This is a genomic window from Methylotenera sp. G11, assembly GCF_000799735.1.
In the GTDB taxonomy this organism is placed as follows: domain Bacteria; phylum Pseudomonadota; class Gammaproteobacteria; order Burkholderiales; family Methylophilaceae; genus Methylotenera.
The window spans coordinates 1,804,896-1,817,186 of record NZ_JUHH01000001.1 but is presented as its reverse complement, the minus strand read 5'-3'; the positions used below and the strand labels follow the sequence as shown (position 1 = coordinate 1,817,186).

Genomic DNA, 12,291 nt, shown 5'->3' with positions numbered 1-12,291 from the left:
TTTTATGGAACGGTATGCATAGTATAAATTTCAACGAATTACGTAATGCATTTGAATTTGTAAGTTCCGGACCATCATCTCAACACAGTGCCTATATATGCATGAATACTGGCACTATTTACTGGAAATCGACTGTCATTGACCTGGAAGAAAAAGGTCCGGACGACCTTGAAACATCTGATCGATATATTCCCGTTCCTCATAAAAACAACTTAAAACTTGGACAGAATTTGGCGCTATCTTTTGTCAGTGAAGAAATTCCGCATGATTACAACTTTGCTGCCAGTTTATTTCGTAAAAGAGGGGCATATAGACGTTTTAAAGAGCTGCTGCGATCAGAAGGAAAGTTGGAAAAATGGCATGTTTTTGAAGCGAATGCATCCGAGATTGCATTACTGGATTGGTGTAAAGATAACAATATTGATCCTGTTTAAACTCTATTTATAGATGATTTTTCATATAAAGGTTAAGGATAGCTTGTGGATAGAATTAGGATAAGGTTGTGTTTTTAAAATACCGGATTTTTACTCAACAATCTATCCACAACAGATTATGGCTTTACCAAGAAAACCATATTTAAATCAAGCTGCTGATTTTAAATATAAATAACAAGTTATACACAGAAATTAACTTCATTATTATTGTTATTATTTTATATATTCAATATAAAACTTAAATACAAGAATATTAAAAATTCTTCACTTCACCCAAACTAAACGAATGTAAATTTAAATTTACTTTGTTAATTGATTATCGAATAAAATAATTTAAAAGTCCCCCATAGGGATTTTCTAAAGACTAAATCAGTATTTATCGATAATAATTAATAAAATAAAAAAATGACTAACGAACAAGCACTGAGTTACATGCATAATTTATTACGAGGCATGTTGGATAAAAAAGCTTCTGATTTATTTATTTCTGCAGATTTCCCGCCAGCCATGAAAATCGATGGGAAAATGACACCGGTCACCCAGCAAAAATTAAGTGCAGAGCATACAAAAGCGTTTGCTGATGCTTTAATGAACGAAAAACAGCGTAAAGAATTTGCTGAAGAAAAAGAGTGTAATTTTGCTATCTGGCCAAAGGAAATTGGCCGCTTTCGTGTGAATGTATTTGTTCAGCAGGAAAAAATAGGAATGGTACTGCGTACCATTACCACAAGTATCCCTAAATTTGACGACCTTGGATTACCTCCGGTATTAAAAGACGTCATGATGGCAAAACGCGGTCTTATTATTTTGGTAGGCGGCACCGGTTCCGGTAAATCAACGACCCTGGCAGCATTGATCAATCATAGAAACGAAAATAGTTATGGCCACATTATTACTGTGGAAGATCCTGTTGAGTATGTACACCCAAGTAAAAACTGCCTGGTTACCCATCGTGAAGTCGGACGTGATACCAATGGCTGGTTTAATGCGCTGAAAAATACATTAAGGCAGGCGCCGGATGTTATTTTGATAGGTGAGATACGCGACAAGGAAACCATGGAGTTTGCTTTGGCTTTTGCCGAAACCGGCCATTTGTGCATGGCAACCTTGCATGCAAACAGTTCCAACCAGGCGCTTGATCGCATTATTAACTTTTTCCCTGAGGAACGTCACGCACAGCTGCATATGGATCTCTCGCTGAATTTACAGGCTTTCGTATCGCAGCGCCTAGTATCAAAAGCAGGTGGTGGTCGTGTTGCCGCAATTGAGATACTGTTGAATTCACCTTTGATTGCGGATCTGATCCTTAAAGGCGAGACTAATATGATCAAAGAGATTATGGCTAAATCAACAGAGTTAGGCATGCAGACTTTTGACCAGGCTCTGTTTGACTTGGCGGAGTCGGGCAGGATTACGCAGGAAGATGCACTGAGAAACGCAGACTCAATTAATGAATTAAGGCTGAGATTCAAACTCAAGAGCAAGAACCAGGAAAAATCAGGTTTGGCAGATAAATTATCATTGCATGAAGAACCAAAAGAGGAAGAAGAGCCAGAAGAGTCTCAAAACCTCCAGGCGGCAATCAGTGTGCCAGCCGCAGCGCCGCCTCAGGCAGTGGCGAGTGCATAAATACAGGATTTTATAATTCTGGCGAAATCAGAGGTGCTTAAATATGGGGTGATTGAGTGTTTACAGTCAATTACCGTTTTTAATGCAAGGAATAAATGATATGCCAACGATGGAAGAACGTCTTGCGGCACTAGAAGCGCGTATCAGTACACTGGAAAAGCAGGGTAATGTGACAGCACCTTTACCAAAAGTGCAGCCAGTGAAATCAATGACAGCAGACAAACCTGTACATGCAGGTCCGCCCTTGGCAGCACAGCTGCTAGGCTGGGGAGGGGCGGCTGCATTGGTACTTGCGGCTTCATATATTATAAAACTGGCTTTATCATCAGGCTGGCTCACGCCGGAAAGACAATTGAGTGTTGCAGTTCTCGGTGCATTGCTCATGATAGGCCTGGGTATAAGGCTGCGTCAAAACGACCGTAGTTACGCCAGTTTACTGCCTGCCGGCGGTGTCACCATACTTTTTATCGCGATATATGGAGCACATTTATATTATGGTCTCATAGGCCAGTCATCGGCGTTGGCTATGGTCACTTTCGTGTGTCTGCTGTCGCTGTGGCTTTGCCGTTTATTTCAAAGCACGCTTTACGCGTTTTTTGCTGTGACAGGTGCATATTCCGTCCCGTTCTTAATGCGCAGCTTAATGCTGGATATTACTGACCTGGCAATTTATTACACTTGCTGGAGCATTCTATTCAGCATATTTGCATTATGGGTGCGTAGCAGAGCAGTTTATCTGCTCGCGCTTTATATGGCGATGATAGGTTTTGACCTGAGCTGGCATATGGATAGTGATACACAGCAATGGATAAGTGCTGTTTTGTTTCAATTGGTGTTAGTGATCATTTTCGGCCTGGCTGCGGCTTATTATACAGTGAGGAATAATGCTCCTATGCAGCAGGATGCAGCATTTGCGCATCTGCCGGCGTTGCTGATTTTTTATTTTTTGCAATATTCTTTATTGCAAAAAAACATCCCGGCAATTGCGCCATGGGTTGCTGTGGGCAGTGCTGTATTTATTTTCATATGTTATGCAGCAGCTAGCCGTCTGTCAAAGCAGGAACTTGCAGGCGGCAGGATGTTGCTGCAGGCTTATGTAGCACTGGTATTGTTTCATGTCGGCTATCTTGAGTCTGTTTCATCCGCGTGGGAACCGTGGGTGGCGTTCGTATTAGTACTGATAGTCGCCTTTTATGGAGTACTGCGTAACAACATCTCAGCACCTGGAGCCTTTATCTGGCTTGCAGTGTTTATTATTTTTATGCTCAATTACCTGCGTATCGTGACCGGATTCGACCGCCAGGCGGTAATCGCTCCGGATATACTTTCCGTTTTATATGCCTGTGAACTTTACGCAGCCTATTATTGGTCACGCAGATCAGCGACGCTCAGGGCATTTTGGCCGCTGTTATTGGTGGGAGGGCATCTGGCAGCAATTGCGGCGGCAGTACATATTTTTGATAACCGGGTTGTAGTCTCGCTTACCTGGGGCTTGCTGGCGCTGGCGTGCCTGTTGCTAGCGCTTAAATACAAGGACAAGTTGCTGGGTAAGTCATCGCTGCTGATATTTGCAATTTCATCGGCTAAGGTTTTAATTTATGATTTATCTTCATCAGCGCCGTTGGTAAGAATAGGCAGCCTGCTTGTGGTTGGCTGCAGTTTTTATCTCGGTGGATGGTTGTATAAAAAGATCGAGGCATTATCCTGAGCAGGATAATGCCCTAAGTGAAAACTCAGGCTGGCTCAAGATCAGCTTGCAAGGGCGCATTTCTCTGAAATATAGCGGCATTGATTGCGACTACTGCGGGGTGATTGGCGCGTTTTTCAACAGAAATCGCATAAAACCGCTCAATGACTTCATCCGTTTGGCCTAATTTAGTTACGTTATGCTGCTGTAGTACTTCCTCTTCAATAATACTGGGTGCAGTAAAAATACCGATGCCCGCTTGACCAAATGCCCGCATCAGGGCGCTGTCATCAAATTCACCGACAATTTGCGGATGGATACGCTGCGCACTTAGCCATTGCATAAGGCGTTTATGGGTTGTACTGTCTACACCGGGTACCAGCAGCGGGGCGTTATTGATATTCTTCGGGAATGATTTTCCATGCTGGCGGGCGAGATTTTCACTCGCGAAAAAACTGATACCGCATTCATTCAATAACCTGCTGCTGCCTTTAATATCCATTTCACTTGGCATAGGCCTATCAGCCAGGACAAGATCCAGCTTATGGATAGCAAGCTCACCTAGCAGCGGTTCCAGCTTCCCTTCACGGCAAACGATCTTAATAGGTTCTTTTAGCGACATTGCAGGTGCGAGCAGGCGATAGGCGATAGATTTTGGTACGGAATCCGAAATGCCCACCTTGAACAGGCGATAGCGTTCTTTTGTTCCGGTACGCAATGCTTCTTCTAGGGCATTGCCGGTCTGGAAGATATCATCGGCATAGCTCAGTGCCAGCTGGCCGGTCTCGGTCAGTTCTATGCCGCGGCCTACGCGCCTGAATAAGGCGACGCCCAGTGATTCTTCAAGAATACCGATTTGGCCGCTCAGGGTTTGCGGTGTGATATGCAGCTGCCTGCTCGCGCGTACGATGCTGCCGGCTTTTGCTGCCGCCCAGAAATAATGCAGTTGTTTGTAATTGACCATCACCAAACAATAGCTCGAAAAAACCGAATAATCAATCAGAAACATTCTGCTTTTTATGAATATTAAAACGTACTACATTACGGGGTATTATCATCAGATGATCCTGATGCAGTGATGGCTGCATGCCTGGATGCGATAAGTTGGACACGGTAAGAATTCATTAGAGGAAAAATATTATGAAACGTATTCTTTATTTTTTGGCTACCAACGTAGCCATTATGCTGGTGCTTTCTTTCACCATGCGTTTATTGGGCGTAGAACCATATTTGAATGCTAACGGCCTGGATTTAGGTAACTTGCTGGCTTTTGCCGCCATTATGGGTTTTGGCGGTGCCTTTATTTCATTGGCCATGTCGAAATGGTCGGCCAAGCGTATGTCTGGTGCGGTAGTGATTGAAGAAGCACGTACCCCGACTGAAATATGGTTAATCAAAACAGTGCGTCAGCAGGCTGATGCCGTGGGTATAAAAATGCCGGAAGTGGCCGTGTTCAACTCACCGGAGGTCAATGCCTTTGCTACGGGAATGACTAAAAACAGCTCATTGGTTGCGGTATCTACCGGCTTGCTGGATGCCATGACCAAGGATGAGGCTGAGGCGGTGCTTGCGCATGAGGTGTCGCATATTGCGAATGGCGATATGGTGACGCTGACTTTGATTCAGGGTGTCGTGAATACGTTCGTGATGTTCCTGTCGCGCGTGATTGGCTATACGGTTGATAAAGTGATCTTTAAAACAGAACGCGGTACCGGCCCGGCTTTCTTTGTAACGATGATCATTGCCGAATTGGTACTGGGGGTGCTGGCTTCCATGATCGTGATGTGGTTCTCACGCCAACGTGAATTCCGCGCGGATGCAGGTGCAGCCAAGTTATCCGGCAGGGGCAAGATGATTGCCGCACTGGAGCGCCTGCAGGCACAGCACGAGCCATCCGTGTTGCCTAAGCAGATGGCGGCATTCGGTATTTCAGGCGGCGGCGGTTTTGCAAAACTGTTTTCAAGTCACCCAAGCCTGGATGACCGTATCGCGGCATTACGCCAGCAATAAGATGTGGCCTGCAACAGATCACCGCAAGGTGAGCTGTTGCAAATAATAGTAGTTATTAATATTGACGAGAGATACATGGGCGAGCTGCAATCGATAGGTAACTGGTGGATGTGGGGTGGTTTTGGGGTATTTGTACTGTTGATGCTGGCGGTAGATATGTTCCTGCTGGACCGTAATGGCGCACAGAAAGTGGGCGCGAAAGAAGCGCTTGTCTGGTCATTGGTCTGGTTTGCCATGGCGATGCTGTTTGGTGCCGTGCTTTGGGGCTGGCTGGATCATACGGCAGGTCGCGAGATTGCAGATGCCAAAGTCATGGAGTATCTGACCGGGTATCTCCTGGAAAAAACCCTGGCGATGGACAATATTTTTGTCTTTGTGATGATTTTCAGTTACTTTGCAGTGCCCTTGGCATACCAGAAGCGCATACTCGTCTATGGCGTACTGGGTGCGATCATCCTGCGTGCGTTGATGATTGTTCTGGGTGCCTGGCTGATAGCCCAGTTCCACTGGGTGTTATACGTGTTCGGGGCTTTTCTGGTGGCGACTGGTATCAAGATGTTTTTGTTTGCCGACCATGAGCCTGACCTGTCAAATAACCCTTTGCTGAAATGGGTAAGAAAACACATGCGCATCACGCATGATTATCACGGTGATAAATTCTGGATCATGGAGAAAGGCGTGCGTTGGTTTACGCCTATGTTCCTGGTGCTGGTGTTGATCGAGTTTTCTGATGTGATTTTTGCAATGGATAGTATTCCGGCAATCTTTGCGATTACCAGTGATCCATTTATCGTATTTACATCCAATATCTTTGCGATCCTGGGTTTGCGGGCACTATATTTCCTGCTGGCCGACATGGCAGAACGTTTCCATCTGCTTAAATTCGGATTGGCTGTAGTGCTGGTGTTTGTGGGTACGAAAATGCTGATTGTGGAATGGTTCAAGATTCCTGTAGCAGTTTCATTAGGTGTGGTGGTTGCCGTAATTGGCACCAGCATTTTATTAAGCCTGATCGCGACACGGAAACAGCAGCCTTAATAACCGGAGTTCAATATCAGATGGTCATGATTTGAATTATTGAACATCCGGTTTTTGTTGATATACTGAATTTATCAAAAACATGTCCAAAAATACATCATGACTCTAAGCGAATTACGTTTTGTAGTAGCGGTAGCTAAAGAGCGCAATTTCAGGCGTGCGTCTGAGAAATGCTATGTCAGCCAGCCTGCGCTCAGCCTGGCTATAAAAAAGCTCGAAGACGATTTGGGCGTCATGATTTTTGAACGCAGCCGTACCGATATCAGCCCGACGCCGATCGGTGCAAAAATTATCGAGCAGGCGATCAAGGCGCTGGAAGAAATCAACCATATCCGTGAAATTGCAAAGCAAGGCAATAACCAGCTAAGCGGTGTTTTTCGCCTGGGCCTGATTTACTCGGTGGGGCCTTATTTATTACCGGAACTGATTCCTATCCTGCGCCATAGTGCTTCGGATATGCCGCTGGAAATCGAAGAAAACCTGACAGCCCAGCTGGAAATACAGTTGAAAAACGGCGTTATTGATGCTGCGGTGATTGCGCTGCCGTTTGATGTGCCTGGAATCAATACTATGCCGCTCTACGATGAGAATTATGTGGTGATGGTACCCGTAGGTCATGCCTGGGCAGATCGTGCGTCTATCAGCGCAGAAGAGCTTGCTGATGAAAATGTGCTGCTGCTGAATAGCGGTCATTGCTACAGCCATCAGGTGCTGCAGGCTTGCCCGGACCTGTCACGCAAGGGGCAGGTGCTGCAGGGAAATTCATTGGAGACGATACGGAATATGGTGGCTTCCAATCTGGGGGTTACCGTACTGCCGTGCAGCGCGGCCAGCGAGCGTTATGTTAATCCCTTGGTCAGGGTGATTCCGTTTTCTGAGCCGGTACCGGTGAGAAGGGTGGCGCTGGCATGGCGCAAAAGTTATGCGCGTGAACTTGCGATCAGCTGTGTGGCTGATTCCATCAGACAGATTGAATCGGAATGCCTGCAGATGATTGATGCAGCCTGAGTGAGTAAAGCAAAGCTCCGGGTGTAAAAAAAGGATACCGAGGTATCCTTTTTAATCTTACTGACTCTGATTGTTTATGATTTTATCGTTATGGTTTAAATCATTATGATTCAGTAAGTTCGATGTATATCTGTTGCGTTGAAAATTAACGATTGCAAACGTACATTGTTACTTCGAAACCGAAACGCATTTCAGTAGCAGCTGGTTTTGTCCACATGATAAATCTCCTGAAGTTATTTAGTTAAGTACAGACTTTATGGAAAGAATAATACCCGGCCCAGGAAAAATAGCGCTATGTAAACCGCTTAAATGATACTCATGATTATCATTAGAAACTGGATGTAACTGCGGCCTGGATTCAGTAGGTAACAAATACGCGATAGCCGGCGACGGCAATGTCGCCAGTCGAGATCGCCAGTTTGATCCTGGATTCTTCACCGGCCTGAATGCCTTCGGCAATATTGGTTCCGGCCGGCAGATACTCATTGGGTTTGAAAATCCGGCGCAGCACGGGTTTGTCCTCAACATCTGTCAGTGTCAGTTCAAGGTTCGGGTAAGCCAGTACATGGTGGCCGCTATTGATCAGGGTGCTTGCAAAATGTACCAATCCCGGGTGATCTGCATCTTCCTGCATATCTGAGTCATCAATGGCAATGGATTCAATTTTTTTAGGCAGATTGATCGTGCAGGATAGTTTCTGGCAGGCTTGCACCAGGAAAGGTTTAGCCTGCGGATAATAGATTGCGATTTCTTCACGCAGAAAATATACACTCTGTATCGTTGCAAGCAGAACCATAAGCAGCGAGGCCGCAGCCCATAGCCATTTACGGGATTTACTGCCGGTGGCATGGCTGGTGCGGAGCCTGTTTTTTTTGATGGCATCGCCCAAGTACGCGGGCTGCTTAGCCGTATCCGCTGCAGTTTCCGGAGCGGTTATTTCAATCACGCTATCTGGTGCTTCCTGCTCTGGGGTCGCCTGTACAGGCGCTGCGCTATCAATTGCAGGCGTATCCTCTTTGAAGTTGCCGTCGGCATTGGTGATGTTCTCGGTGCCTTCATTGATGGAAACGAGTTGTGCTCTGGCATCGAAAACCTGCATGCACTGCCCGCAGCGAACCTTGCCGCCATGTTGATTGAGCTGTTCTTCAGTAGCGAAAAATTGAGTCTGGCAGGCTGGGCAATGGGTTATGACGCGCATTTTCTAGTGCCAGTCAGCAAAACCCAGGAGTCCATATACTGCGGCGTTTCCATATCAAACCATTCGGCATAAATATCAGAAACGGCGGATTCCTGTTCACGCAAAATGCCGGACAGTGCGATTCTTCCTCCAGCTTTGCATGATCTGGCGAGCGCCGGGGCTAACACACTCAATGCACTGGATAGAATATTGGCAACGACAATGTCGAATTCCGCAGACTGATATTCAGTGGCCGGATAAAAATCAGCGCTTACATAGTTTTGTTCAGCATTGTATAGGCTGGATTGAATCGCCTGCGGGTCAATATCAACCCCTACTACTTTACCTGCATCCAGTTTTTTAGCTGCAATTGCCAGAATACCCGAGCCACAACCGTAATCAAGCACGGTTTGACCGGCTTTGACAGTCTGCGTTAACCAAGCCAGGCACAAATGTGTGGTCGGGTGGCTGCCGGTGCCGAATGCCAAGCCAGGATCCAGGATGATGTTGATGGCGTCCGGATTGGGGGAATCATGCCAGGTTGGCACGATCCACAAGGTATCGGTAATTTTTATCGGGTCAAATTGAGATTGTGTTGCACGCACCCAATCCTGTTCCTGAATGATTTCAGTGGTGTAATTGAAGTTGGGTAACTTAGTCTGTGACTGCAAGTCAGCGATCACGGCATCAATATCTACGCCTTCATCAAACAGGGCGCTGACCAGGTTCTGTTGCCAGATGCCTGGCGGCGGATCGCCAGGTTCGCCGAAAATAGGCTGTTCATCGATGGTTTCTGCATTGGCGTCTTCAATGATTGCAGACAATGCGCCCAGCTCCATGAGGGTATCGCTGATCAGATCAGCGGTATTATCCTGTGCTTCAATTTTAAGTGATACCCAAGTCATACTTACCCTGTTTATTTATTGTAGATACCGAGTTTCTGCTCAAGGTAATGAATGCTGGTGCCGCCCAGGTGAAACGCTGCATCTGCCATTAACTCCGCGTGCAGTTCGATATTGGTGTGAATGCCTTCGACATACATTTCAGACAGTGCAATGCGCATCCGTGCTATCGCCTGTTCGCGCGTATCGCCGTAGGTAATCAACTTGCCGATCATGGAGTCATAGTGCGGAGGCACTGTGTAGCCGCCAAAAGCATGTGTATCGACGCGAACGCCGGGTCCGCCTGGCATGTGGAAGCGGTTGATCTTGCCGGGTGACGGTACGAAGCTGTAAGGGTCTTCTGCGTTGATACGGCATTCAATCGCGTGTCCGCGCAGCTGGACGTCTTTCTGGCGGAATTTCAGTTTTTCGCCGGCGGCCACGAAAATCTGCTGCTGCACCAGGTCAATACCGGTAATCATTTCGGTAACGGTATGCTCCACCTGTAAACGCGTATTCATTTCAATAAAATAAAACTCGTTGTTTTCATACAGGAATTCAAAAGTACCGGCGCCGCGATATTTGATTTTACGGCATGCTTCGGCACAGCGTTCGCCGATTTTGTCGCGCAGGCGAGTATTCAATAAGGGCGCAGGCGCCTCTTCAATAATCTTCTGGTGGCGACGCTGCATAGAGCAGTCACGCTCACCTAAAAACACTGCGTTGCCATGCTGGTCCGCTAACACCTGGATTTCGATATGGCGTGGTTTTTCCAGGTATTTTTCCATGTAAACCATGGGGTTGCCAAAGGCAGCCTGCGCTTCAGCCTTGGTCATGTTCACGGATGTGAGCAAGGCTGCTTCCGTGTGTACCACGCGCATGCCCCGACCGCCGCCGCCGCCGGCCGCTTTAATAATGACCGGGTAACCGATATGCTTGGCGATTTTAATAATTTCTGCAGGGTCGTCAGGCAGGGCACCATCAGAACCCGGTACGCACGGCACACCGGCTTTACGCATTGCATCTTTGGCAGAAACCTTGTCACCCATCAGGCGGATAGTTTCGGCACGTGGGCCAATGAATACAAAACCACTTTGTTCTACTCGTTCCGCAAAGTCGGCATTTTCAGATAAAAAACCATAACCGGGGTGAATCGCCTGAGCATCGGTAACCTCGGCGGCACTGATCACGGCCGGAACATTCAGGTAGCTTTGGCTGGATGGAGCCGGGCCGATACAAACGGATTCGTCTGCTAATTTTACGTATTTGGCATCACGGTCAGCCTCTGAGTGAACAGCGACCGTCCTGATACCAAGCTCGCGACAGGCGCGCTGAACGCGTAATGCGATTTCGCCGCGATTTGCGATTAAGATTTTGTCAAACATAGCCATGAAAGTTGAATCCCATTCTTTAAAAAATTTTAGCCAATAATGAAGAGTGGTTCGCCGTATTCAATGGCTTGACCATTATCGACTAAGATTTTTTTGATAACACCGGCTTTATCAGACTCGATTTCGTTGAGCAGTTTCATCGCTTCAACGATACACAGGGTGTCACCAACGGCAACCGTGTCGCCGACTTCTACAAATGCTTTTGCGTCCGGTGAGGGTGAGCGGTAGAAAGTACCTACCATCGGCGATTTAACTGCATGGCCTTCTTCAGCCGCAGGTGCTTCGGCAGCCGGTGCAGCAGCAGGCGCTGCAAATTGCGGGGTGCTGTATTGCATAGGCGCGGGAGCGTATTGCTGTACTGCTGCATTTGATGTGAAATTGCGGCTAATGCGTACCTTCTCGCCGTCTTCTGTAAGCTCAAGTTCTGAGATGCCAGATTCTTCTACCAAATCGATTAACTTTTTAAGTTTGCGTAAATCCATGATAACCCTCTGAAAATTTTAATTTTAATTATATTAATTAGAACGATTTATATGTTGAATAGCGTAGTCAAGCGCCAAGGAATAGCCCTGTGCGCCCAAGCCGCTGATAATGCCAACTGCAATATCAGTGAAATATGAGTGGTGGCGGAATGTTTCACGTGCAAAAACGTTAGATAGGTGTACTTCAATGAAAGGCACTTTTACTGCACTTAATGCATCGCGCATGGCAACTGATGTATGCGTGAATGCTGCCGGGTTGATGATTACAAAATCAGCCTTATTTGTGGCTAAAGACTGGATTTTAGTGACAAGCTCGGCTTCAGAATTGCTTTGAAAGGACTCCAATGCGATACCGGCTGACTTTGCTTTGCTGGAGAGTGCATGGTTAATGCTGTCCAGTGTAGCGCTGCCATAATGTTCAGGTTCACGCAGCCCCAACAGGTTGAGATTGGGACCATGTAATACTAAAATCGATTTAGATTGCATGGAGGTGTGCCTTTATGAGCGAATTTGTGCGTTTATTACGGTATTTCATAAACGCAAGTTTGCCGAAG

The 12,291-nt window shown here is 46.6% G+C and carries 13 protein-coding genes; 6 read left to right on the top strand and 7 right to left on the bottom strand.

Annotated features, from left to right (window positions below):
* Nucleotides 1–101 precede the first annotated feature (101 nt).
* From GQ51_RS08440 to GQ51_RS08430, 3 genes are all read left to right on the top strand, one after another.
* The gene (locus tag GQ51_RS08440; RefSeq protein ID WP_235276197.1) at nt 102–434 is read left to right on the top strand and encodes a UPF0158 family protein; all 333 of its coding nucleotides are present in this window, start codon (nt 102–104) and stop codon (nt 432–434) included.
* A 405-nt stretch (nt 435–839) separates the two neighbouring features.
* The gene (locus tag GQ51_RS08435; RefSeq protein ID WP_052177773.1) at nt 840–2,063 is read left to right on the top strand and encodes a PilT/PilU family type 4a pilus ATPase; all 1,224 of its coding nucleotides are present in this window, start codon (nt 840–842) and stop codon (nt 2,061–2,063) included.
* Between the two features lie 100 nt (nt 2,064–2,163).
* Nucleotides 2,164–3,771: a DUF2339 domain-containing protein gene (locus GQ51_RS08430; protein WP_160280005.1), complete on the top strand. Its 1,608-nt coding sequence runs from the start codon at nt 2,164–2,166 to the stop codon at nt 3,769–3,771.
* A gap of 25 nt (nt 3,772–3,796) precedes the next feature.
* On the opposite strand, the gene nhaR is transcribed toward GQ51_RS08430, so the two are convergent.
* Nucleotides 3,797–4,714, bottom strand: a complete 918-nt coding sequence (nhaR, locus tag GQ51_RS08425; RefSeq protein ID WP_047554057.1) for a transcriptional activator NhaR — start codon at nt 4,712–4,714, stop codon at nt 3,797–3,799.
* Nucleotides 4,715–4,890: 176 nt separating this feature from the next.
* On the opposite strand from nhaR, the gene htpX reads away from it, so the two are divergent.
* The 3 genes from htpX to GQ51_RS08410 all read left to right on the top strand — a co-directional run bounded on the left by htpX (nt 4,891) and on the right by GQ51_RS08410 (nt 7,806).
* The gene (gene htpX / locus GQ51_RS08420) at nt 4,891–5,760 is read left to right on the top strand and encodes a protease HtpX (RefSeq protein WP_047552065.1); all 870 of its coding nucleotides are present in this window, start codon (nt 4,891–4,893) and stop codon (nt 5,758–5,760) included.
* A 75-nt stretch (nt 5,761–5,835) separates the two neighbouring features.
* Nucleotides 5,836–6,798 carry a TerC family protein gene (locus tag GQ51_RS08415; protein ID WP_047552062.1) on the top strand — a complete coding sequence of 321 codons (963 nt, stop codon included), beginning with the start codon at nt 5,836–5,838 and terminating at the stop codon, nt 6,796–6,798.
* A gap of 99 nt (nt 6,799–6,897) precedes the next feature.
* Complete coding sequence (locus GQ51_RS08410; protein WP_047552060.1) at nt 6,898–7,806, top strand: hydrogen peroxide-inducible genes activator; 909 nt, start codon at nt 6,898–6,900, stop codon at nt 7,804–7,806.
* Nucleotides 7,807–7,951: 145 nt separating this feature from the next.
* On the opposite strand, the gene pqqA is transcribed toward GQ51_RS08410, so the two are convergent.
* From pqqA to aroQ, 6 genes are all read right to left on the bottom strand, one after another.
* Nucleotides 7,952–8,023, bottom strand: a complete 72-nt coding sequence (pqqA, locus tag GQ51_RS12315) for a pyrroloquinoline quinone precursor peptide PqqA (protein ID WP_081987173.1) — start codon at nt 8,021–8,023, stop codon at nt 7,952–7,954.
* Nucleotides 8,024–8,164: 141 nt separating this feature from the next.
* On the bottom strand, nt 8,165–9,004 hold the full coding sequence (locus GQ51_RS08405; protein WP_047552058.1) for a DUF3426 domain-containing protein: 840 nt from the start codon (nt 9,002–9,004) through the stop codon (nt 8,165–8,167).
* On the bottom strand, nt 8,992–9,888 hold the full coding sequence (prmA, locus tag GQ51_RS08400; RefSeq protein ID WP_047552056.1) for a 50S ribosomal protein L11 methyltransferase: 897 nt from the start codon (nt 9,886–9,888) through the stop codon (nt 8,992–8,994). Before prmA ends, GQ51_RS08405 begins: the two co-directional genes overlap by 13 nt.
* Before the next feature lie 11 nt (nt 9,889–9,899).
* Nucleotides 9,900–11,249, bottom strand: a complete 1,350-nt coding sequence (gene accC / locus GQ51_RS08395) for an acetyl-CoA carboxylase biotin carboxylase subunit (protein WP_047554056.1) — start codon at nt 11,247–11,249, stop codon at nt 9,900–9,902.
* Between the two features lie 35 nt (nt 11,250–11,284).
* On the bottom strand, nt 11,285–11,737 hold the full coding sequence (accB, locus tag GQ51_RS08390) for an acetyl-CoA carboxylase biotin carboxyl carrier protein (RefSeq protein WP_047552054.1): 453 nt from the start codon (nt 11,735–11,737) through the stop codon (nt 11,285–11,287).
* 33 nt (nt 11,738–11,770) lie between these two features.
* A complete protein-coding gene (gene aroQ, locus GQ51_RS08385) occupies nt 11,771–12,223 on the bottom strand; it encodes a type II 3-dehydroquinate dehydratase (protein ID WP_047552052.1) in 453 nt (150 codons plus the stop codon).
* Nucleotides 12,224–12,291: the final 68 nt, after the last annotated feature.